Source organism: Brevundimonas sp. (genome assembly GCF_035627475.1).
Lineage (GTDB): Bacteria > Pseudomonadota > Alphaproteobacteria > Caulobacterales > Caulobacteraceae > Brevundimonas.
Map to the genome: position 1 here is coordinate 1 of NZ_DASPLR010000005.1, position 22,991 is coordinate 22,991.

The 22,991-nt window shown below is 66.4% G+C and carries 15 protein-coding genes, 1 tRNA gene and 2 pseudogenes; 7 read left to right on the forward strand and 11 right to left on the reverse strand.

Going from position 1 to position 22,991, the window contains the following annotated elements; all coding sequences use genetic code 11:
• Together VEA62_RS01505 and VEA62_RS01510 are read left to right on the forward strand one after the other, a co-directional pair.
• On the forward strand, positions 1 to 1,318 hold a 1,318-nt coding region (locus VEA62_RS01505; protein ID WP_324817491.1), incomplete at its 5' end, for a cation:proton antiporter.
• A gap of 455 nt (positions 1,319 to 1,773) precedes the next feature.
• Positions 1,774 to 3,582, forward strand: a complete 1,809-nt coding sequence (locus VEA62_RS01510; protein ID WP_324817493.1) for a DUF885 domain-containing protein — start codon at positions 1,774 to 1,776, stop codon at positions 3,580 to 3,582.
• Here the strand turns inward: VEA62_RS01510 and VEA62_RS01515 are convergent.
• Positions 3,579 to 3,923: an MmcQ/YjbR family DNA-binding protein gene (locus tag VEA62_RS01515; protein WP_324817496.1), complete on the reverse strand. Its 345-nt coding sequence runs from the start codon at positions 3,921 to 3,923 to the stop codon at positions 3,579 to 3,581. The two genes, VEA62_RS01510 and VEA62_RS01515, sit on opposite strands and share 4 nt — an antisense overlap.
• A 1-nt stretch (position 3,924) precedes the next feature.
• Complete coding sequence (msrA, locus tag VEA62_RS01520) at positions 3,925 to 4,575, reverse strand: peptide-methionine (S)-S-oxide reductase MsrA (protein WP_324817498.1); 651 nt, start codon at positions 4,573 to 4,575, stop codon at positions 3,925 to 3,927.
• Between the two features lie 145 nt (positions 4,576 to 4,720).
• Here msrA and VEA62_RS01525 point away from each other — a divergent pair.
• A tRNA-Ser gene (locus VEA62_RS01525) sits at positions 4,721 to 4,810 on the forward strand.
• A 402-nt stretch (positions 4,811 to 5,212) separates the two neighbouring features.
• Here the strand turns inward: VEA62_RS01525 and VEA62_RS01530 are convergent.
• Both VEA62_RS01530 and VEA62_RS01535 read right to left on the reverse strand, forming a co-directional pair.
• Entirely contained in the window at positions 5,213 to 6,262 is a 1,050-nt protein-coding gene (locus tag VEA62_RS01530) for a recombinase family protein (RefSeq protein ID WP_324817500.1), read from the reverse strand.
• A 305-nt stretch (positions 6,263 to 6,567) separates the two neighbouring features.
• Positions 6,568 to 6,957, reverse strand: a complete 390-nt coding sequence (locus tag VEA62_RS01535) for a helix-turn-helix transcriptional regulator (RefSeq protein ID WP_324817503.1) — start codon at positions 6,955 to 6,957, stop codon at positions 6,568 to 6,570.
• Between VEA62_RS01535 and VEA62_RS01540 the strand changes: the two genes are divergently transcribed.
• Positions 6,956 to 7,606, forward strand: coding sequence for a hypothetical protein (locus tag VEA62_RS01540; RefSeq protein WP_324817505.1), 651 nt, complete (start codon positions 6,956 to 6,958; stop codon positions 7,604 to 7,606). The genes VEA62_RS01535 and VEA62_RS01540 overlap by 2 nt on opposite strands.
• A 227-nt stretch (positions 7,607 to 7,833) precedes the next feature.
• Here VEA62_RS01540 and VEA62_RS01545 read toward each other — a convergent pair whose 3' ends face one another.
• From VEA62_RS01545 to galE, 4 genes are all read right to left on the reverse strand, one after another.
• Complete coding sequence (locus VEA62_RS01545; protein ID WP_324817508.1) at positions 7,834 to 9,687, reverse strand: S41 family peptidase; 1,854 nt, start codon at positions 9,685 to 9,687, stop codon at positions 7,834 to 7,836.
• A 1,292-nt stretch (positions 9,688 to 10,979) separates the two neighbouring features.
• Positions 10,980 to 13,346, reverse strand: coding sequence for a UDP-galactopyranose mutase (glf, locus tag VEA62_RS01550; protein ID WP_324817510.1), 2,367 nt, complete (start codon positions 13,344 to 13,346; stop codon positions 10,980 to 10,982).
• Positions 13,347 to 13,436: 90 nt separating this feature from the next.
• The gene (locus tag VEA62_RS01555) at positions 13,437 to 14,738 is read right to left on the reverse strand and encodes a hypothetical protein (RefSeq protein WP_324817513.1); all 1,302 of its coding nucleotides are present in this window, start codon (positions 14,736 to 14,738) and stop codon (positions 13,437 to 13,439) included.
• Positions 14,735 to 15,766 carry a UDP-glucose 4-epimerase GalE gene (gene galE, locus VEA62_RS01560; RefSeq protein WP_324817515.1) on the reverse strand — a complete coding sequence of 344 codons (1,032 nt, stop codon included), beginning with the start codon at positions 15,764 to 15,766 and terminating at the stop codon, positions 14,735 to 14,737. The genes VEA62_RS01555 and galE overlap by 4 nt, the downstream gene beginning before the upstream one ends.
• A 131-nt stretch (positions 15,767 to 15,897) precedes the next feature.
• Between galE and VEA62_RS01565 the strand changes: the two genes are divergently transcribed.
• Positions 15,898 to 17,637 carry an ATP-binding cassette domain-containing protein gene (locus VEA62_RS01565; RefSeq protein ID WP_324817518.1) on the forward strand — a complete coding sequence of 580 codons (1,740 nt, stop codon included), beginning with the start codon at positions 15,898 to 15,900 and terminating at the stop codon, positions 17,635 to 17,637.
• Positions 17,638 to 17,773: 136 nt separating this feature from the next.
• A pseudogene (locus VEA62_RS01570) lies at positions 17,774 to 18,213 on the forward strand (DUF2243 domain-containing protein).
• Between the two features lie 502 nt (positions 18,214 to 18,715).
• On the opposite strand, the gene VEA62_RS01575 reads toward VEA62_RS01570, so the two are convergent.
• From VEA62_RS01575 to VEA62_RS01585, 3 genes are all read right to left on the reverse strand, one after another.
• Positions 18,716 to 18,946 carry a hypothetical protein gene (locus VEA62_RS01575; protein ID WP_324817520.1) on the reverse strand — a complete coding sequence of 77 codons (231 nt, stop codon included), beginning with the start codon at positions 18,944 to 18,946 and terminating at the stop codon, positions 18,716 to 18,718.
• 968 nt (positions 18,947 to 19,914) lie between these two features.
• Entirely contained in the window at positions 19,915 to 20,943 is a 1,029-nt protein-coding gene (locus VEA62_RS01580) for an IS110 family transposase (RefSeq protein ID WP_324817522.1), read from the reverse strand.
• 163 nt (positions 20,944 to 21,106) lie between these two features.
• Positions 21,107 to 22,465, reverse strand: a complete 1,359-nt coding sequence (locus VEA62_RS01585) for a serine hydrolase domain-containing protein (protein WP_324817524.1) — start codon at positions 22,463 to 22,465, stop codon at positions 21,107 to 21,109.
• A gap of 259 nt (positions 22,466 to 22,724) precedes the next feature.
• Here VEA62_RS01585 and VEA62_RS01590 point away from each other — a divergent pair.
• A pseudogene (locus VEA62_RS01590) lies at positions 22,725 to 22,796 on the forward strand (integrase); the annotation flags it as partial.
• Between the last annotated feature and the right edge of the window lie 195 nt (positions 22,797 to 22,991).

Consider the following 22,991-nt stretch of genomic DNA (forward strand, 5'->3'; position numbering starts at 1 on the left):
GGCGTGGCTGGCGGGCCAGTCGGTCTGGATCCGCGCCATCGCGACCCTGGCGGCGGTCGGGGCGGTCGTGGTGGGCGGCCGCTACCTGACCCGCCCGGTGTTCCGCTTCATCGCCCGGCTGCAGTTGCGCGAGACCTTCACCGCCGCGGCCCTGCTGCTGGTCATCGGCGTGGCGGTGCTGATGCAGGCGGTGGGCCTGTCGCCCGCCCTGGGCGCCTTCCTCGCCGGCGTGGTCCTGGCCGAGAGCGAGTTCCGGCGCGAGCTGGAGACCGACATCGAGCCGTTCCGCGGCCTGCTGCTGGGCCTCTTCTTCATCACCGTCGGCGCCGGCCTGGACGTGCCGCTGGTGCTGCAACAGCCCCTCCTGCTGGGCGGCATGGTGCTGGGACTGGTCGCGGCCAAGGCGCTGGTCATGGCCGGCGTCGCCATTGTCTTCCGCCAGCCCTGGCGCGAGGCGGGGACCGCCGGGGTGGCGCTCAGCCAGGGCGGCGAGTTCGCCTTCGTCCTGCTGTCCTTCGCTGTCGGCGCGCGGGTGGTAGGCGCGGAACTGGCGGGCCTGCTCACCGCCGCCGTCGCCATCTCCATGGCCTCGACGCCGATCCTGGCGGCTGTCTGGGCCCGGCTCAGCCGCCCGCCCGTCCCCGCCGCCGCCGACGAGCCCGACAACGAGTTCGACGAGGAAGAGGCCCACGTCATCATCGCCGGCTTCGGCCGCTTCGGGCAGATCGTGGGCCGCGTGCTGAACGCCAACGGCTTCGCCACCTCGGTGCTGGAAAGCTCGGTCGAGCAGATCACCCTGCTGCGCCGCTTCGGACGGCGCGTGTACTACGGCGACGCCCTGCGGCTGGACCTGCTGCGCGCCGCCGGCGCCGAGCGCGCGCGCGCCCTGGTCATCGCCATCGACGACGTGGAGCGCTCGGCCGAGCTGGTGGAAACGGTGAAGGAGGCCTTCCCGCACCTGAAGGTGCTGGCCCGGGCCTATGACCGCCGCCACGCCTATGAGCTGCTGAACCGCGGCGCCGACGTGGTCGAGCGCGAGACCTTCGAGGGCGGCCTGGCGCTGGCGGCCGAGACTCTGCGCGCACTGGGCTGGCGGGCCTACCGGGCGGAGAAGGCGGCGCGGCTGTTCCGCCTGCACGACGAGAAGCTGTTCCACGAGCTGCGCCCGATGTGGGGCGACGAGGAGCGCTTCACGGTCGCCAGCCGCGAGAGCTCGCCGCGCATGGAGGACCTTCTCCGCGCCGACCTGCGCCGCCTCGGCGACGACGAGGAGGAGACCGACGACGGCCTCGCGCCCGTGGGGCCGCCGGCGGAGTAGGGGCTCACCATTTCAGCGGCGGAACGCCAGCAAATTCCCTGTTCCGCGCCTTCGAATTCCCTGTTCCGGGCGCTGCGAATTTCCCTGTTCCGCGGCGTGGGCGGGGGCGGCGCGAGCCCCGGCATGGTTGCAGCCTACGCTGATTTGACGGTTCACAACGAACCAGCGGACCCTGCGGGCAGATGCCGGCAAATCCCGGCCCTGCAACAGGTCCAGCAAGCCCCATGCCTCACCAGACTGCGCCCTCGACCCCCGGCCGATCCCCTCTGGACCCTTGGGCCTGCGGCGCCGAAGCCCTGTCCCTCCTGTTACCGAAACAGGACCGAACAGGGAAAACCGGGCCCGGCCCGCCCCATTACCAAGCCGTAATGTCGCCGCCCGTGGACGCGGCCGCCCATCCCGCGCAACTATCGCCGCCGATCGCGGCCGGGAGGGCCGCTCCCGGGGGGATATCCATGCTGAAGGCCGCTTCCACCGCTCTCGCGCTCGTGCTCGCGCCCATGTCCGTCGCTGTCGCTCAGGCCCCGGCCCAGACCTCAGCGCCGGCCGCGACGGCCGAGGACGCGGCGTTCCTGGCGCTGACCAGGGACTTCGAGGCGTTCGAGCGGGCGGAGGACCCCTTCACCGCCGGCCTCGAAGGCGACAAGGCGGCGCTCGCCCGCCTGCCGGACTTCAGCCGCGAGGCCGACCTGCGCCGCCAGGGGGAGTACCGCAAGTTCGCCGGCCGGCTGGCGTCCATGGACGCCGCGCGCCTGTCCCCCGACAACCAGCTCGACCACGCCTTCCTCTCGCGCGTGGTGGCCCGCAACATCGAGCGGGTGGACTACGACGGCGGCCGGCTGGCCTTCGACAGCGAGGGCGGACCGAACGGCTTCCTCAGCTACATGGGCTCGTCGACGCGGATCGGCTCGCGCGAGGAGGCCGAGGCCTACCTGTCGCGCATCGCGGGCGCGCCCGAGGCCTTCCGCCATTCGACGTTGGCCGCCCGGCGCGGGCTCGCCAGCGGCTTCACCCAGCCGAAGTCGGTGGTCGACAGCGCCATCGCCGTCATGCGCACTGAAGTGGCGATCCCCCTCGACCAGGACCCGCTGCTGAAGCCCTTCGAGACCCTGCCCTCGACCATCCCGGCGGCCGAGCAGGCCCAGCTGCGGGCGCGGCTGAAGGCGCTGGTGGCCGAGAAGATCGTCCCCGTCCGCCGCGAGTACCTGCGCTTCGTCGAGACCGAGTACGCGCCAAAGGCCCGCAAGGGGCTCGGCGTCGGCAGCCTGAAGGGCGGGCAGGACTATTACGCCTTCCTGGCGCGCGGCTACACCACCACCGACATGACGCCCGAGCAGATCCACCAGCTGGGCCTGCAGGAGGTCGCGCGCATCCGCGCCGAGATGGACGTGATCGTGAAGCAGGCCGGCTGGACCGGCGACTTCGCATCGTTCCTGCACTTCCTGCGCACCGATCCGCAGTTCTACGCCACAACCCGCGAGGATCTGCTGGAGAAGGCCTCGGAAATCGCCAAGCGCGCCGACGACAAGCTGCCGATGCTGTTCCGCGAGAGCCTGCCGCGCCTGCCCTACGGCGTGCGCCCGGTCCCGCGCGAGATCGAGGAGCAGTACACCACCGGCCGCTACAACGGCGGCTCGATGGCGCTGGGCATAGCCGGCGGCTACATGGTCAACACGTCCAGGCTGGACCAGCGGCCGCTGTACGAGCTGCCGGCCCTGACCCTGCACGAGGCGGCGCCGGGCCACCACCTGCAGATCGCCACCCAGCAGGAACTGGGCGACCTGCCCTGGTTCCGCCGCAACGCCGACGTCACCGCCTTCGTCGAGGGCTGGGGCCTCTACGCCGAGTTCCTCGGCATCGAGATGGGCATCTACCGCACGCCCTACGAACAGTTCGGCAAGCTCAGCTACGAGATGTGGCGCGCCTGCCGCCTGGTGGCGGACACCGGCATCCACGCCAAGGGCTGGAGCATCGAGCAGGCGAGGGCGTGCTTCCGGGACAACTCGGCGCTCGCCCCGCACAACATCGAGACCGAGCTGCAGCGCTACATCGGCTGGCCCGGGCAGGCCACAGCTTACAAGATCGGCGAGATCCGGCTGCGCGAGGTGCGGGCGCGGGCGGAACGCGAGCTGGGCGACCGGTTCGACGTGCGCCGGTTCCACGACGCCCTGCTGGTCGACGGTCCCCTGCCGCTGGGGCTGCTGGACGAGCGGATGGACCGCTGGATCGCGGAGGAGAAGGGGCGGCTGGCCAGCCCCCATTAGGCGAGGCCCAGCGCCGCCCGCGCCTTCTTCGTCAGCTTCGCCGCCACGATCGAATGGGCGATGGCGAGGTGGTCGGCCAGTTCGTCGTCAGGCCAGTCGTTGATGCGCGGCAGGTTCACCCACTTGTTGCGGGCCATATAGGGGGCCGGGCGGGCGCGGCCGGATTCGGTCAGCACCTCAAAGGCGATGTCGGACACCTTGAACGAGATGCTTCCCATGGCCCCGACCATGCAGAACATCTTGCCGCCAACCCTGTAGGCGTCGTGATCGTCGCCGAACGGATGGTCCAGCGTCGCCGCCGGCAAGGCCAGGCAGACCTTGCCGACCCCCGCCCGATCCATGTCAGGCGTCCACGCCGACGCCGATCGGGCAGGTCACGCCGGTGCCGCCGATGCCGCAATAGCCGCCGGGGTTCTTGGCCAGATAGGCCTGGTGGTAGTCCTCGGCGTAGTAGAACGGTCCCGCCGGCGCGATCTCGGTGGTGATGTCGCCGCGACCGGCCTTGCGCAGGGCGGCCTGATAGGCGTCGCGCGAGGCCTCGGCCTCGGCCTTCTGGACGTCGTTCAGATAGTAGATCGCCGAGCGGTAGGTGGTGCCGATGTCATTGCCCTGGCGCATGCCCTGGGTCGGATCGTGGTTCTCCCAAAACACCTTGAGCAGCTCGCCGTAGCTGATCTCGTGCGGATTGAAGACCACCTGCACCACCTCGGCGTGGCCGGTGCGGCCCGTGCAGGTCTCCTCATAGGTCGGATTGGGCGTGAAGCCGCCCGAATAGCCGGCCGCGGTGACCCAGACGCCCGGCAGCTGCCAGAACACCCGTTCGACGCCCCAGAAGCAGCCCATGCCGAAGATCGCGGTCTCGAAGCCTTCCGGATGCGGGCCCTTCAGCGGCCGGCCGCTGACGTAGTGGACCTCGTCGGTGCGCACCGGCCCGGCCCGGCCCGGCAGGGCGTTATCGCGGGTCGGCATCTCGTGGGATTTCTTGAACAGCATGGCGGGACTCCGGGTCGAACGTTCGGGGCCTATATGGGATGTTCGGCGGCGCTTGCCGAGGGGGGCGGCTTGTTCTATCAGCCTGCCTCCGCCGGAAAGACCGATCCGGCGGCTCACGCAGGCCTCCGGGCGACGTCGTGGAAACGGACAGGTGGCGGAGTGGTCGATCGCGCACGCTTGGAAAGCGTGTGTAGGTGAAAGCCTACCGAGGGTTCGAATCCCTCTCTGTCCGCCACTCACCCCCGGAACAGTTCTCTGATCTGACCCCGGCGCTGCAAGCGCCCGGAACGTCGGGGCTATTCGCCGCCAAACTCCCGTACTGCCCGCTGTTCCTGCGCCTTCGGAGCAGGCTTTCGGCCGCCGTTGGCGGGCCAGTCTCTGCGCTAACCACATCTGGTGGAGTTTCCCTGTTATTGGCCGGAACAGGGAAATCAGAAGTTTTTCGAGGACCCGATTTCGTACCCTGAGACGCGCCGCGCCCCGTAAACGCCCGCAGCGCAAGGGTTCGGCTCAAGACCGGCTGCGGTCGCCGTCGAAATTAACAGGGAACGATATACCACCGGAACAGGGATTATTTTCGAACGGAACAGGGATCGATGTTTCCCGGAACAGGGAGCGTTCCTGAGCGGAACAGCGATCATTTTCCGTCGAAGCCCAGCGCCCGCCTCTGCCCGGGCCAGCCTCTCGGGAGGCGCATCTTGAGCAGCTGATCCAGGGTGAGCGCCGGCGGCTGACGCCCTTCCAGGATCGCCTGCTGGATATCGGGGCCCAGGAACACCAGCGGCCAGAGTCTGCGCTCGTAGCTGCTGGTCGGCGCCTTGCCCGAGCCGGCGAACGAGCCGTCGCTAGAACGCCAGCCGAGACCGGCAGCGATCCTGTGGGCCTGGCGCAGGCCGCGGATCAGCACCGGATCGCGCCGCGCCTTGCGGGTTGCTGTCGGACAGGTCGGCGTGAGCACCCACGTCCTGCCGCCCCGCGCCTGACACCGTACTGGCGCGACCAGCACCACCTGGTCTGGATGAGCGTCGCAAGGCTGAAGCCGCTCACGCACATCCCGCGGCAGCGCCTTGGCCTCAAAGGCGATCCGGAGCTCCTGCGGCAGCACCTCCACCCGTCGCACCGGCTTCAACAGCTCAGCCATTGGGCGCTCGGACCCGCCCGGGAGTACTGTGGCCACCTGCGTACGCACCGCCTCCTCCAGCGCCTCGGCTGAGACTCGCCGCAGCACCCCTTCCCGCTCGTGGACCTTCCGTCCCTGCTGGAGCGGCGCCGACACATAGTAGCGATAACTCGCCCGCGTCAGCCGTTCCCGAAGGACGGGCTCATCGGGTGTCCGTCGGCGTCGAACACCAGCCCCCTTGAGCGGGAGCTGCGCAGAACGAAGCGGCCGCTCCTTGCGGGCGCGGGTGTTGGCGGCGAGCCGCCCCATCGAGGTGGTGGTGTTGAACGACTGGGTCACCGAGACGAACGAAGCCTGCGCCTTGTCCAGCCGGTCGACGATGCGGGCGAAGTCCGCCAGCGAGCGGGACAGCCGGTCGATCTTGTAGACCACGATGGTGTCGACCAGCCCTGCGTCCACATCCTCCAGCAGCCGCTTCAGCCCCGGCCGTTCGATGTTGCCTCCTGAGTAGCCGCCGTCGTCATAGACTGATCTTGTCGACGGGATGGCGATGACGCGGATCGTCATTGCTCACCGGCCCGCCCTGCTGGCCAAGGCGGACCGGGTGCTGATGATGTTGAACGGTCATCTGTCTGCGGTCACCCGCGAACCCTCGCACGCCGCCGCGTGAGGTGACCGCAAGAGCCGAGGCGGTGACTGTCGTCCCACCGCCGCCTCATTCTCAGTGCGCTTTTGGTATTCTGCACTAATGGATTGACCTTAGCTGACCTGGGATCCGCTAACCTTTCCCAGACCAGTTCGGATTGATGACGCCCGCAGAGATGGGTGCACGCTCCTCATTCAGGGCGGAGCAGGCCCATAAGTGGGGCGGATCAGTCCTGAACCTTCGGCTCCGACTGCACAGCCCTCTGACGACCTCTGAGCCGCTTGTGAACAGCCATGCTTTCCACCAAGTCCAGCAAAGGCTCCCGCTGGTTTTCGGGGATGAGTTGCCAAGCAGCAAGAAGCCGCTGCGTATTCTCGGTCGCCGGTTCGCTCGGCCCTGGAAGGTCTGCCAGGATGGCGGACGCGTGCACCCCAAAACATCTGGCGATCAGCCAGAGCTTGGAAGCCGAGACACGGTTGCCGCCGTTTTCGTATTTTTGAACTTGTTGAAATGTGACGCCGATCCGCCGGCCAAGCTCTGTCTGACTTAGGCCTGCAGCTTTTCGCAGCTCCTTGATCCGCGCGCCTACGCGATCGTCGATATCCTGTTCGTCCATGGTTCTCCTCACCCTGAACGTGCTCCTCTCCTTCGCCCAGTTCGAGCGCGAGGTCACCGGCGAGCGCATTAGCGACAAGATCGCCGCCTCCAAGGCCAAGGGCATGTGGATGGGCGGGCTGCCGCCCTTGGGCTACGACCCGCCGACCAATCGCACGACGCGGACGCTGGTCCGCAACGAGGCCGAGGTCCTCCCGATCAGCCGCGAAATGGCGCGCGAAAATCAGACAAGCATCCATCGCATCAAGGCTGACCTGCGCGAGGAGCCTGTCCAGAACGGGCGTGGCTTGAAGAAGCCTCAAGCGCGCCGGCCAGGATCTGGCGCTCTCCTCGAAGCGTCGGACCCTTACATCCGTCGTGTCGCCGGGCTGACCCGAGGTCAGACGCTCGATATTGGCGGCGACGGCCGTGGCGGGCCCCGCCATGGCAGTCAAGCGCTCCCGCAATGCGGAAATAGCAGCTTCGCAGATCTGGCGCCCAACACCGAAGGCGAGATCTGTCTCACCCAGCGCCAGCGCCAACTCATGTCGCGCGTGATCGAGAAACGGATGGATGATGGCTGCGACAGGACTGAGAACCAAGGTTCTATCGGCATCCAGCCGGTCCCCGCTGAAGTCCCGGACCATGGCAAGATGCTGGCTCCAGCCTGACTCGGAGCCAATTTTGGGAGGCAGAGGGGCGTCGATCTCGACGACCGTTTTGCCGTCGGCTGACCCCCGCCATGAATTGAGCCAGTGATCCCACGCGGCGTCGCGGTGCCTAAAATAGGCCTCTCTCCACCAAGACCACCGGTCATCCGCATTCACACCAGGGGCGCCGAGCGCCATGCCCACCGCATCAATGCGCTCTCGCGGCGAAAGAGTTCTGGTGGAAATCATCAGCGCGGCGCTCGTTGAAGCATGTCACCCTGCGGCGAGGCGAGCGCCGTATCGCCTGACTGGATCACGACTTCGATGCCCTGCTCCAACACCTCGTCCCGCCGTTGGCGAATTCCTGCGATCGTCGCAGAGACTGGCACCGTGGGTTGAACACCACTGCCTGCGAGGTCCGATCCGTCGTGGTTCACGACCTTCATCCCGGTCCAGACGATTTGATGGCTTCCAGGAAGATTGAATGGGTTAACGTTCCCGTTCACGCCCGCCGTAGGCTCTCCCACGATTTCCGCTAGGTCGTGTCCCCGGACCATCGCGAGCAGGGTCTCCGAATAGCTAATGGCGCGCTCGTCCGTGAGGAAGGCGACCCGACCCCGAAGGCGGGGTAGAGTTGGAGCGACATCCCAACCGACCGTCTTCCAGTGGCGATCACGCATCTCGGGGAGTTCCACGACAGCGATCCGGAATGGGGGAGTATCAACTGGCTCGCTCGTCAGATGGCCGAGGAAATCGGCCTTCACCCCATGCGGATAGCCGCGCAGATCGAAGATCACCGGTTGATCTGGCCTGACCTGTCTAAGCGCCTCATCCAGCCGTCGATCATCCAAGCGCGTCAGATCAAAATACCAGGTGCCTTGCGGGAACCACGTCACCGGCGCTGGGCGATTTTCCTCGAGCAATCCGGAGAGCCTCATGGAGGCGACCGGCGTGAGCTGCACGTCCCGTTGGACCTTATCCGCTCCCTCGACGCGGATGGTCATTGGTCGGTTCGTCTGCCAACTGCGCAGCGCCTCGGCTGCACGCCAGAACCGATGGGCGTCTGTGGAGGCCGACACCAGAGCGCTTTCATTTCTGAGCAGTTCCTCGACCGGGCGTCCGTCGATCGCGACGATCACATCGCCGACGCCGATCCCGTCGTCGCTGTCGCGCGCCACCGCGGTGACGACTAGAGCGTTCTCAATCCACTGCCAGAGAAGCGGAAGGCGGTAATCGTCGGTCTCGGGGCCGACGTCTCCATGGCCATCATGCAAGTCGGCGACCATCGACTGGAGCACGATGCGAAATGCGGCTGGTTCGGACGCTTCCGCCGCGTTCACAAGGCGATTTCCAAGATCCCTCTCCCAGTTTTCACCGTCGTCTTCGAAGTATGGATAGAAATGTCGGAAGACGTTCCAGGCGATGATGGTCGCCCCAAGGCGCGTCGCACGGTCATTGCCGGCCTGTTGGGCCGTCTGTAGCGCGTCCGGTCGCGCTTCGCTCGACAGCGCCGTGCGCGGCGCAGCGAGCGGCAAAGAAACAAACAAACCCGAGCCCAGACCGGCTTGCCAGGTCTCGAGGCGCTCAGCGCTGACGCGTTCGCTTCGATAGGCCGGATTGGCGAACTCCACCCCCTCGTGGCGCCAGCGAACCAGGTCCAGCTCTCCGGTCGGCCCGCGCTCGGGATTGGGTGTGTTTGGCTGCAGGCTGATGACGAGATCGGGCGCCATCGGTTCGAACCAGGTGCGGAGCGTTGTAGCGAGCGCTTGGGGGCTTTCGGCCCGCGACGCCGCGACTGCTCCATCGCTCGCGATCTGGTCCCAGCGCGCGTCATTCGGCTCCGAATAAGGCGAGAACCACCGCACATATCCGTACAGTTTGGCGAAGGCGGTCAGATTATTGACCTCCCGCGCGGAGAGAGGCTGACCATCCGCTTCGTCGGCCGGGGATGTCGGCACGATTTCGAGGCTAGCGGAGTCGATCCAGCCCGGTCCGGCGCCATTCAGGAGGAAGCCGACAGTCAAACTGGTCGCATCGTCCGCGACTGGCGCCACGATTTCGTAGACAGCCCATTCCGAGGAACGGATCGGACGGGCGCTCATATTGTCAAAGAAGCCGCGAGCCCCGGCCTCCCGATCAACTCTCAGCCACAGGCCGCCGCGTGAACCGGACGTGCCTCCCATAACCCTGGCCGCCGCTCGGAAGCGTACCGTCTTCCCTCTTAAGGGAGCCGCATCGATCGCCTGGGCGATAGCGGCGAAGGTACTCGAAGATGATGGATCCCGTGCGAGCCGGAAGCTGGTTTGGCCCTCGTGCACACTCTCTGTGTCCGGCCGAGCCTCGAAGTCGCCAGGGACGGGCATCCAGATCTGCTGGCCCGACAGGCTTCCTGATTCAAAGTCCCCATTGCGAAGTAGATTAGTGTGAACTTGGGCCGAGGCTGGACTCGCCAGTGAACTCCACACCATCAGTGCCGCGGCGATCAGCGCTAGCCTAGCGAGACGGCGTTGGCCGAAGTCGCCCGACAGCTCACGTCTGAAGATCATCACCTACTCGCCCGCTACCGAAAACACCCCGATAGGCTGCAGGATTGCTACCCTGAGTCAATGCTCCGCATGGGATGAGGGCCGTTTATCCCTATGCGTAGCCATGTCGTCTGACCGCGCTCCCACCTGCCATCGACGCGTGACGACCAACTATGTCCCCCGCAACTAAGCCGAACTCCATTGTTCCGACCGTAAGACTGCGAGGACTGATGAAACCAACAGGCTCTCTTCGCGTGGAGCAGCACCGGGCTTTTCAGTGCGTCTTTCGCAATGTGCACTGAGCAACACCTTTTGACTCATAGCGGTCGTCCAAATTGTCTGGTTCCAGGAACCCCGATCTCGGCCGCGGAAGGCCGCCAGGGGCAATGGCGGACCCCGACGGCCGCGTTGTGTCAATGGGTCCCGATCCGGTGAAGCGGCCTCCCATGGGTTCGGCCATCGGCAACCCGCCCGCTGCCACGGAGCGGAGCTGTTCGGACCAGTTGCGTAGCTCGGCGGTCAAGCGGCGGGCCCCGTTCGACCGAGCGGTTGAAGGTCATCGCGCTCTACGTTGCGAGGATGCCAGACCAACCGGGCGAGTCCCGGAATGATAACTGTGCAGTGAGCGCGGTTCGCGCGGGCGTATCGGGGGCTCTTCAAGCGGCGAAGGGAGGGTCTTCCCCCAGCGGCGAGCGGCTGCGACGCCAGATCAGTCTTCCGCCGCACCAGACTTCGACGCCCAGGCGACTGGGCATCCGCAGCAGTTCCCCTGCCGCGTGGGCCCGAGCCACCCCATCGGCCGGAGCGGCGCGCCTTTCGCGAGCCGGCTCCGCCGAACCCCGGAAGAAGTAGAGGAAATCGTAGACCATCTACAGGCTCGCGATCGCCGCCTCGTCCACCACTTCGCTTGCCACGGGTGGCTTCAGGCGGCGCCAGGTCGCCAGGGCCTGGCCCGTGACCTGGTCCATGTTGTAGTACCGATAGGTGGCCAGCCTTCCGACGAAGGTGACGTCTGGACGGCTCGCCGCCAGCGCTTCGTACTTCTTGAACAGCGCCTGGTTCTCGGGCCGTGGGATCGGATAGTACGGGTCCCCCTCCGCCGCCGGATATTCGTAAGTGATGCTGGTCTTCCGATGAGACTGGCCGGTGAGGTGCTTGTATTCGGTGATCCGCGTGAACGGTGTGGCCTCGTCGGGATAGTTGACGGTCGCGACCGGCTGGAACTGCTCCTGGTCAAGCGTCACATGGCGGAACCGCAGCGAGCGGTAGGGCAGTTGGCCGTAGCGATGATCGAAGAACTCGTCGACGGGCCCGGTGAAGATCAGCCGGTCGTGCAACACATCATCGACGACGTCCCGATATTCGACGCCGGTCTCGATATCGATATTCTCGTGATCGAGCATGTTCTCGAACATCCGCGTGTAGCCATCCAGCGGCATGGCCTGGAAGGCGTCGGTGAAATAGCGGTCGTCGGTGTTGGTCCGGGTCGGGACCCGGGCGGTTACCGATTTGTCGAGCTCGGACGGGTCGAGACCCCACTGCTTGCGGGTGTAGCCGCGGAAGAAGGTCTCATAGAGCTCGCGGCCGATGGCGTTCACCACCACATCCTCGGAGGTGCGGATCCGTTCGACCGGCTCCGCGCGCGAAGCCAGGAAGGCCTCCGCCTGTTCGTCTGACCTGAGGTCGAGGTCGTACAGGGCGTTCAGGGTGGTGCGGTTGATCGGCATCGGCACGAGGCGGTCGTTCACCTGCGCGAGCACGCGATGTTCGTAGGGCCGCCACCGGGTAAAGCGGGACAGATAGTCGAAAATCTCGGCCGAGTTGGTGTGGAAGATGTGCGGCCCGTACTGGTGGATCAGCACGCCGGCCTCGTCCAGCCGATCGAAAGCGTTGCCGCCGATGTGGGGGCGCCGGTCGATGATGAGGACCCGTTGTCCCTGCGAGGCGAGCCGTTCCGCGAGCACAGAGCCCGCGAACCCCGCCCCGACGACAAGGGCGTCGTAGTGCGACCGGCGGATCGCCGGCCAGACTGAAGGCGCGGCCACGGCGGGACGTTGAGGCGCCGACTCCCGGCGTTGCGCGGCGCTGTCGATCAGGGCCGACATCCGCAGCTGGGTTTGATCCCAGGACAGGCTGGCGAGCGCCGCGTCAACGTCCTCCAGCCAGCCCTTGTCCTCGTCGCGCGAAAGCTCCAGCGCGGCTTCGCAGGCTTCCAGGAAACGTTCAGCGTCGCCCGCGATCCGGACCGCCTCCAGGTCGCCGTAGTGCCGCACAACGTCACGGATCGGCGTCGACACCACCGGCCGGCCGGCCGAGAGATATTCGGGCGTCTTGGTCGGACTGATGAAGCGGGTCGAGTCGTTGATCGCGAACGGCATCATCGCGACATCCCAGGTCGCGAGGCAGGCCGGAAGCTCGTCATAGCCCTTCTGCCCGGGCCACATGAGATTCGGGCGCTGGGGCAGGCTGTCCGGCGCGATCTTGACCACGGGACCGACGATCTCGAAGTCCCAGCCGGGGCGCGCCTCCGAAATCGCCGCGATGAGGTCCAGATCCATCCGCTCATCGACGACGCCATAGAAGCCGAAGCGGGGGCGCCGGTTTCGGCGTCCCCTGTCCGCTTCGCGCGCCTGGGCGAAGTGGGCGCGGTCGACGCTGGACGGGAAGGGATGGATGTTGTCGTGCAGTCGCTGCTTGGCCTCGAACAGGCTGTAGCCGCCCGTGAAGACGACATCCGCCGCCGCCATCAACTCGCGCTCCAGCGTGGTCAGTTCGGGTGGCGCGAACTTGAAGTTGGCCAATTCGTCCATGCAGTCATAGACCACGGCCGCGGCGTCGATGTGCCGGGCCAGCGGCAACATCATCGGCGTGTAGTACCACAGCACCGGCCTGCCGATCACGTGCGCGGCGATGGCGTCGTCGAGCAGTTGCCTGAGCACCGTATTGCGGCAGGCCCCCTCCAGACCGTCCGGAAGATGCGGTGTAGCGACGATGACGCCGCTACGCGGGCAGGTCCTGATGTCGAGCCCCATGGTGGCTCCCGGCTTGGCCGGCGCCGGCTCCTCGAAGACAAGAACCGTCCGGTTGGCCGCGAACCGCGACAGCAGGTGCTGCGGTCGCTGGAACACGAAGTCCCAACGCAGATGGGAGAGGCAGACGATCGGGTCCGTCCGCTCGTTGGGCTTGCCCAACTCGATGATCTCGGCGCTGTTCGAGGAGGAGGAATGCTGGACCATGGAACGCCTTTCTGTGGGGAGTCTCAGTCGCAACCTTCTGTGTTGGAGATAGGTTCCATCTTCTTGTAATCACTGCATTTTCTCAGCCACCTAGTGTCGAGTTCCAGACATTGGCGCGAGGGAGGGACAAGGCGGATACAGCAGCCGTTCGTCTGTTTCCCACCAACCCGGCGATCCCGGCTCACCCTGCCTGCCTGACGCGAGTTCACGCACCAGTCCGGCCAGCGGCGTCGGCTCGGGGCGGCCGCTCGACACATCGAACACGCCCGGCTCGTAGCTGCCGCGCCATCGCGTCAGCAGGCTGTCCCAGTCGTGGCTGCCGAGCAGGGCCCAAGCCGTGACCGCCTCAAGATCAATACCCTCGTTCCGCGCGTGCAGCGCCGCCCGCCAGCAGGTCGCCAGCCAACGCCGCTGCTGGTCGGGCGTACAGCCAAGATGGCACTCGGTGATGGCGATGGGCAGTCGGTAGCGGTTCCACAGGGTAGCGATGCCGTGCCCCCAGCCGGAGGCGTGGTCGGAGAGCACCCGCACCGCCTCCACGTCGGCATAGGCGACCTCGCCGTTTCCCCCGCGCGCGTGTTCCGGATAGCGTTCCGGGCGGTGGTCCAGGAACCGGTCGCTTGTGATGTAATGGTTGAGGCCCAGCACATCGGGAGGACAGGGATCTTCCGCGATGGCGTCGAGGCGCGGCCCCAGCCCGACGCTCTCAAGACGCAGCCAGAGCGGATGACCCGGCACGACCTTTCCCGTCAGCAGGTCCCAGGTCATCAAGCGACGGACGTTCTCAAACCGCGCCTGATCGGCGCAGGGGGCCGTGCTCCAGGTGTGGCCGAAATCCTCCGTCTGGATCAGCCGGGCCTCGGGAATGACCTCGCGGATCGCCCGCATCGACAGCCGAACCGCATCCACCTGGTTGAGCAGCGCCAGCCAGAACGCCGGCTCGTCGCGACGATGCGGATACCAGTGCCCGTAGAGGGCGCTGAAACGGGCGGTGGTCAGCGGCTCATTCACCGGGGTCCAGTCACGCACCCAAGGGTATCGCCTGGCGACGGCGCGGGCGTAGCGGGCGAGGCCTGTGGCGAAGGCCGGGTCGAGCAGGTCTGTCCAGGCGGGTCCGGAGCCATGGTGGATCAGACCGGCGATCGGCCGCACACCCAGCGATCGCATCCGCTCCAGCCGCGCGTCAGGCCATGACCAGTCAAAGCACCCCGGACTGACTTCCGTCCGCTCCCACAGGACGGGATAGCGCAGCGCCTTCAGCCCCAGCGCGGCGAAACGGTCCAGATCGTCAGGCCGGTCCTGGTGACCGGAGAGCCGGGACTGGTCCAGCCACTGGTCCTCTACCCGGTTGACGGTGCATTCGTGGCCGCCCCACAGTTCCGGGGCCCTCACGCAACCTGCCTTTCAGTCGTCAGCAGGCGGTCGCCAAAGACGGGCTGGCGTCGCCATGCCACGGCGGTCGACACGATCTCGTCCAGATCGGTGAAGACAGGGCGCCAGCCCAGCAGCGTCCGTGCCCGGCCCGCGTCGGCGACAAGGCAGGCGGGATCGCCGATGCGGCGCTCCCCCATACCGAATGGGGTCGGACGACCCACCGCTCCGCTGACTGCCTGGATCACCTGCAGGACGGAGCGACCCTGCCCAAGCCCCAGGTTGATCGCGGCGAATCCGTCCGACCCGGCGTCTGCATGGAGAGCCAGGACATGCGCCTCGGCCAGATCGGCGACGTGGATGTAGTCCCGGATGCAGGAGCCATCTGGCGTGGGGAAGTCCTGGCCGAAGACGGTCAGGGCCGGACCGAGACCCAGCGCCGCTTCGATCGCGAGCGGAATTAGGTGGCTCTCCGGCTGGTGAGCCTCGCCGATCTCGCCTTCCGGGTCCGCGCCGCAGGCGTTGAAATAGCGCAGGGCCACGCCCTTCAAGCCATAGGCGCGGGCATGGGCGGCGATCAGGCGCTCGGCGGCCAGCTTGCTGTCGCCATAGGGATTGATGGGCAGTGGCGGCAGGGTCTCGGGAAGGCAAGCGAGCGAGGGCACGTCCGGCTGGCCGTAGACGGCCGCTGTCGAGGAGAACACCAGGCGTTCCACATCGCAGGCGCGCATGGCCCTCAGCACCGACGCGACTCCGTTCAGGTTGACGTCCCAGAACACGTCCGGCTCCACCACCGACCGGCCGACCTCGATCAGGCCGGCGAAGTGGATGACGCTGTCGATGGCATGATCCCGCATGCAGGCCTCAACGGCGGCCGGGTCGCGCACATCTCCGATGATCAGCGGCCCCCAGCGCACAGCCTCGGCGTGACCGTTGCTGAGGTTGTCGAACACCACCGGCACATGCCCGGCCCTCGCCAGCGCCTTGGCGGTGTGGGAGCCGATATATCCCGCCCCGCCTGTAACGAGTACGCGCCGCATGTCGCCCATGTCGCTCCTCCTGTTCCGGAGATCGGCAACCTGTTGGAAAGACAAGGGTTCCTGTGTCGGGAATCCGACTCGAGGCGCTGTCGCAACCAATCCCGGACTCCGCGGTTGGCGGTGCGGGGGTGGAGCGGACTATGATCCTTGGCCTCTACGCGCGCGCCTTCCGTATACTTCGGCCGGATCTTGGCCGCGCCGGAGCGCTGGCGGCGGCGAACCTTGGTCTGGGAGCGCTTGCCGTCCTTGAGCCGGTGCTGTTCGGGCGGGTGGTCGATTCCCTCACCCGCGGCGCCGGACCGTGGACGCTGGTCGGCGCATGGGCGGGTCTGGGCGTCATCAGCATCTCGGGCGCTGCGGGCGTCTCCCTCCTGGCCGATCGGATGGCGCACCGCCGGCGGCTGGCCGCGATGAACAGGGCGTTCGAGCGGGCCGTGACGTTACCCGCGCCTTTCCTGTCCGAGCAGGGCACCGGTCGCGTTATCCGCACGATGCTGTCCGGCGGCGACGCCCTGTTCGTTCTGATCCTGTCCTTCTTCCGGGAACAGCAGCCGGCTCTCTTCAGTGTCGTGCTGCTGATCCCGCTGGCGTTCTGGATAGATCCGGTCATGGCCGCCGTGCTGGTTTCGCTTGCAGTGATCTATCTGGGCGTCAGCTGGCTTGTTGTCGGCAGGACGGAGGCAGGTCAGGCCCGGGTCGAACAACATCATCAGGCTGTCTCCAGCCGCATCGGCGACGTGATCGCCAACGTCGGCGTGATCCAGGCCTATACCCGGACCCGGGCGGAGGGGGCGGACCTGCGCGCCATGACCAGCCGCCTGCTCGGCGCCCAGTATCCGGTTCTGAGCTGGTGGGCGGTGCTGATGGTCATGACCCGGGGCGCCTCGACTCTCGCGATGGTGACCCTGTTCGCAACCGGATCGCTGCTGCTGGCCGCCGGACAGGTCAGCGTCGGCGAGATCGTCAGCTTCATCGGCTTCGCCGGGCTGCTGATCGCCCGCCTGGACCAGCTGTCGGCCTCCGTCGCCCGGGTGTTCGTCCAGGCGCCGACTCTGAAGGGGCTGTTCGACCTCATGGACACCCGGCTGATGCTCGCCGACGCGCCGGATGCGGAGCCGCTGCTCGATATCCGCGGCGAGGTCGTGTTCGAGCGGGTCAGCCACTGGTTCCTGGACTCCCACATGGGTGTGTTCGATATCGACCTGCGCATCCCCGCCGGGGCCAAGGTCGCCCTCGTCGGCGCCAGCGGTGCGGGCAAGACCACGCTGATGAGTCTTCTCCAGCGCCAGCGGGAGCCGACGGTCGGACGCGTCCTGATCGACGGCCACGACATCCGGCGCGCAACCCTTGCCTCTCTAAGGTCCGCGATCGGCGTCGTCTTCCAGGACGCCGGCCTGTTCAACCGCTCCATCGCGGAGAACCTCAGGCTGGCCCGGCCCGCCGCCAGCGACGCGGAGCTGGAGGCCGCCGCTCGCACAGCGGAAGCGCATGAGTTCATTTGCGCCAAACCCGGTGGCTACGGGTTCATCATCGGCGAAGGGGGACGCCTTCTGTCAGGCGGCGAACGCCAACGGCTCGCCATCGCGCGGGCCATACTCAAGGACGCGCCGATCCTGATCCTCGACGAGGCGACCAGCGCCCTCGACACGGTGACCGAACAGAAGGTCAAGCGCGCCCTCGACGCGGCCGCCGCCGGCCGGACCACCTTTGTGATCGCGCACCGGCTTTCGACCATCATGGATGCGGATCTGATCGTGGTGATGGAGAAGGGCCGGATCGTCGAGACAGGGAGATCTGACGAACTGCTGGCCCGGGGCGGAGCCTTCCATGCGCTGGCCGAGCAAGCAGGATTGATCGGCAAGCCGGGCATGCCCGGCTGACCCGGATCGGATGCGAAGCCCTGCAGCCGGCGCCTGGCCAGAGGCGGATGGCGAGACTGGAATGTCCTGCTGCATCGATCGGTTCGCGCCGGGAGAGGCGGGATCGATGTTGAAAGGCCGGTGGCATTCTTCTGCGATGGTCCTCGGCTTCGCGCTGGGCGGATTTTTCGACGGCATCCTGCGTCACCAGATTCTCCAGTGGCGCCATCTCCTCAGCCTCGTGCCGGAGGTCTCGAGCCTCCGCGTCCAGGTGCTTTGGGATGGCTACTTTCATGCGCTGATGTACCTGCTCGCGGCGGTGAGCCTGTGGGCGTTGTGGGCGGCGCGAGCTGCTCCCGGGGAACGGCGGGGGCTGCCAACCTGGACGCCGTTCTCATCGGATTTCGGCTCTGGCATGTGGTCGATAGCGTGCTCTCTCACTCGGCGCTCGGCATCCACCGGATCAAGCTCGACAGTCCCGACCCGCTGATCTGGGACCTTGTCTGGTTCTTCGCCTTCGGCGTCGCTCCGGTCCTGGTCGGAACTTTGCTGATGCGGCGCAAGTCGGGGGGCCGCCTGTGCGGCCGGCGACTATGACCGTGTTGCTGCTCGGCCTGATCAGCACCGGCGGAGGGGGTTGGGCGTTGCAACTGCCGCCTGATCAAGCCGGCTTCACAACGGTCGTTTTCCAGCCGGGCGCAGGACCAGAGACAGCTATCCACGCCATGGCCGCAACGGACGCCCGTCTGGTCTGGTCAGACCCGGACATGTCTGTCGTGGTCTTCGCCGTCGAGCCCTCCCGCAGGTGGTCGCTTTATCGGCACGGGGCGATGTTGGTCAGCGGTTCCGGATCACCCGCCGGATGCTTTGCCTGGAGCCGAGCGTAAGCGGATTTCGACCTAGGTCGGCAGTGGCTAGTCGGGGTGGCTTTGCTAGGCTTGGCCGTGCGGTCCTCCAGCGGGGCGGGTCTCAAGGTCCGGTTCTCGCCGCGGCGTCAATGGTCGGTTCTGGCGCGAAGCGCCTCCTCCGGGGAGGCGGGCAAGTGGCCATGGAGACAGTATCATAGCGCTCGCATCGTCTGCCGAAGAGATATCGGCGCTCAGGACACGCGACGCCAGTAGACGGCAAACACAAAAGGGGAGCCGGCCGCATCCACGGGGGAGGCGCCGAAGCTCTGCACTACGTTCTCAAGTCCCAAGGCCTGAGAGGCTTGGTCCACCTCCTGCCCCTGAAGCGACTCAAGAATCCGTGGAATTTCGTTCAGCGGCATGCCGGCGTCGGCGACGCCGAGCACTTCGCAGAGCGCGGCGTTGCAGCTCACTTCGAGCATCGCAAGTTCTGCCGGCGCCGCCGCCCGCTCGTATATGCGGGTCAGACTGCGCTCGACGTCAGCGGTCCAACTGGGGTCTGCCGACCCAGCTCCAACTTCCGCATGGAGCGCGGTAAGGTCTGGTGGCGAGGGCGGATTGAACAAAGCGCGGGCCTCGGGCGGAAGCGCTTGCCCGGCTATTGAGGGCCCGGGAGGTACAGACGTCTGTTGGGCGAGAACGGCGGACGCCAGCAGAGTTGCGACAATCATCAGAGGTTTCCATCGTCGAGCAAGCGACACACCCCTAGGTGCGTCTGGGCGACGAGGTTCATCAGGCCGCGGCCGCTCGGAAACCAGCTCTGGAATTTCGTGACGGTTTTCCTGGGCGAGGATCAGACGCGCTACCTCGCGGCTGCTCCCCATCCCGGTCTTGCGCCGAGCGGACCGGAATCTCTCGTTCACAGAGGCTTCCGAAAGGCCCCTGAGATGGGCGATTGACTTGATGGTGTGGCCACGCCCCAGCAGCGCTAGCAGGTCGCGCTCGGTGGCATTCAGCCGGCCAAGGTCGGAAGGGTCGGAAAGCGGCATACGATCCTCAAACTTCGGCCAGAGTGCCGAAGGGGTCGAAGGCATGTCACCACTAAAAGTTTGGGGTCTCCCGCAGCTCCGGCTTCCTGGCCGTGAGCTGGCCAACGGTGGTTCGACTACAGGTCCGCAAGCCGGCCGTACGTAAATGTCAGCTTCTCTAATCGGGCATGGGGGTCAAGCTGGTTTGATCGTCGGCCTGATCGAACACGCGGGTCACGCTTCTCTTCGCAGTCCGGGTGGCTCCTTGCGAGCGGAGCCGCTGCACGCATGCATGGGATCAGGGTCTGGAGAGCCTCGCTTTTGGTCGCGCTCGGAGCGCAGCAGACATTTTCGGCTTCATCCATCCCGTCGTCCGCCTGGGACGATCCGGCCAGGATCGGATTGTGGTGCGGTAGGTCAGGTCATGCCGCCGCCTCCGATCCGTGCCGGAACTCTGTGCCGTCGGCCCACATGCGGTGCAGGACGACAGCGAGCTTGCGGGCCACCGCGACGATGGCGCGTCGACGACCCTTGGTCTTCATCAGCCGCATGCCCCAGGCCTTCAGGCTCGACCAGGCGATCGAGCGCATGAGCATGGCGTTGGCGGCTGCGTAGAGGGTGGCGCGCACGTCGGAGTCGCCGGCGTGGGAGATGCGGCCGGGATTATCTTTCTCGCCGGACTGGAAGCGTCGAGGCGTCAGGCCGAAGTGGGCGCCGACGGTGCGCGAGCTCTTGAAGCGGGTCGGGTCATCGACCGCGGCCTTGAAGCTCAGGGCGGTGATCTCGCCGACGCCGGGGATGCCCATGAACCGGGTGCAGACCTCATCCTCGTGAGCCGCCTTCCGCACCCGCCGGTCCAGCTCCATGAAGGTCTCGAACAACATCTGTCGCGCATGGAGCATCGGCAGGAGAGCGCGGCTCAGCGCCGGATCGCTCTCGATGGTGTCGCGCACGGCGACGTCGAAGGCGCCACGCGACAGGCGCATCGGCAGCTTCACGCCGAAGACCTTCAGCAGGCCGCGGATCTCGTTCTCCAGGTCGATGCACTTGCGCTGCATCACCTTGCGGCTGGTCAGCAGCGCGCGCAGGTGGTGGCTCTCGACGCTCTTCACATGGACGCGGCTGTACCAGCCCGAACGAAGTATCTGCGCGATGCCGCGGGCGTCGTGCTTGTCGGTCTTGTTGCGCATCGCCGACAGCGCCGCGTTGACCTGCCGCGCTTCCATGCACACGACCTCGAAGCCGGCTTCCCGAAGGCCATAGGTCAGGTGCTGGGTGAGCGTGCCGGCCTCCAGTCCGACCTGATGGATTGGCTCCCCGAACTCGTTCAGGCAGCGGACCAGGTCCGGCACGTCCGACGGCACGGACCGCTCGAGGCGGACCTTGCCCTCGTCGTCGATGATGCAGACCGCCACTGAGCGCAGCGACACATCCAACGCAGCGTAGAACATCGTCGTCTCCCTTCATCTCGGACTGAGCCGAGAACTCTATGGGAGCTTGCCCCTTCGCAGGACCGCCCGATTACGCATGCCTCTGGCGCTCTACCGACCCCCGGGCCGCGATCAGCCTGAACGTCCGGCAGGGGTAGGCGGACATCGGCGCCAAGCCCAAGTCTCACAGTACACGATCGAAAACGTGGTCCCTGCCCCATTGATTCACGACCAGAGCGTTGGTCTGTCCCGCCTCGCTCCGAAAAGAAAATTGCGCGTCAGCCTCCTTCATGAAGAAGGTGGCGGGCCCCGCAGCATACAGGATCGCCGCCGGTTGGTCGCCGACATAGACCGTCAAACGCTGGCCCTGCCTGACAACTGTTACGAGGACGCCCTCTGCATTGCGATAGTCTCCAGTGAAGCCATCGAGCGTCCCGGGCTCCAAGGCGACTTCGGCCGGATAGACCGGGACGCCTAGGCACAGGCCTGCCAGATCCGTCGCCAGTTTTTCCGAGACGCCGAGCTCGGAGTTCGACAGTGCCACCACGGTCAGCCGCCGCTCGGGGTAGCGCTCAAATGAGGCCTGAAATCCCGGGATTGCACCGCCATGACCAACGTGCGTCTCGCCCCAGGTCTCGCGAACCTGCCAGCCGAGCCCGTACTCGTTGCGAACGGCGGTGAACATCAGGTCGCGCCCTGCCCGGGACACCAACCGGTCGTCGTACAGGGCCTGATCCCATTTCAGCAGATCGCCCACGGTCGAATAGAGGGCGCCCGCCGCGTAGGCCGAACTGGGCGTGATGAACGGCCCCGCCGCCCAGCCGTCGCGCGTGCGCATGTAGCCTGAGGCTCGCCTCTCGATGACGGCGTCCTCAGTCTCATAGCCGGTGTCGGCCATCCCCAACGGCTGGAAGAATTCCTCGCGCAGGAAGTCCGGGTAGCGGCGGCCCGACGCCTTTTCGATCACCATGCCCAGCAGGAGATAGCCGGTGTTGCTGTAGCGCCAGTCGGCGCCGGGCTCAAAATCGAGAGGCGTTTCACGAACAAGAGCCAGCAGGCTTTCGGATGTCTGGATCAGATGGGTCTCGCGCTCGCGGAAGTTCGGGGCGGAGACGTAGTCGGGCACGCCGGACGTATGACTGAGCAGCATTCTGACCGTGACGCCGGCCCAAGTCTGGGGAAGACTTGGTATGTACTTGGCCGCCGGCTCATCCAGAGCGACCTTGCCTTCGTCGACGAGATGCAGGATCGCCACCGCCGTGAAGGTCTTGGTCGTCGAGCCGATCCGGAACCGCGTGTTGACCGTATTCGGAACATGCCACTCCCGATTTGCCTGCCCCACGGCGCGTTGCAGGACCGGGGTCCCGTCTATCGCCACCAGCACCGCGCCGCTGAAGGCTTGGGATGCAGCGACATCGTCGACCGCCCTCCCAGCGGCGGTCTGGAAATCCCGCGCAGGGCACTGCCCCGAAGGTTCAGCGTTCGCGGCGCTGACACCGCCCACAAACAGCGCACTGATCGACACCAGGCATTGCAACCTCATCCGCCTCACCTCCGGATACGGGGGGTCGGACTTTGGCAGACTACACCGTTGGCTGTATAGGCGGCTCGACTGCTCTTGACGTCGCCTGTTGCTAACCACAGCGGCTTTGCCCGCTCCGGCAACTCAGCGGACGTGTGAGCCTGCCCTCGCCGGAACTTCGCCTATGGATCGGGAGCGGTCGTTCCGTCGGCAATGCCGCCAACGTCTGCTTGCCGGCGGCGACTGAATGTCAGCTCCTGGCGCTGAAGAGCCGCTGAAGGAAAGCACGGTCAGGTATCTCGGGATCGATGTGGACGACGCCTCGGAGATGTCAGAACAGATCGATCTCTGACACAGGCCGTGTTCCCGAAAGCCCGGGCGGATGGTCGGCCAAGACCGCAACCCCGTCTGCTGGCGCCAGATCTTTACGCCGGCCTTATGCCGGGCGACCCAATCCGAATGGCCCGCTTACGGGCTTGAGGCGTCTTCTGCCGCTCTGAACTGAGCCGGAGGCGTCGGCATGACCGATCTGATTTTTCTGGCGTTG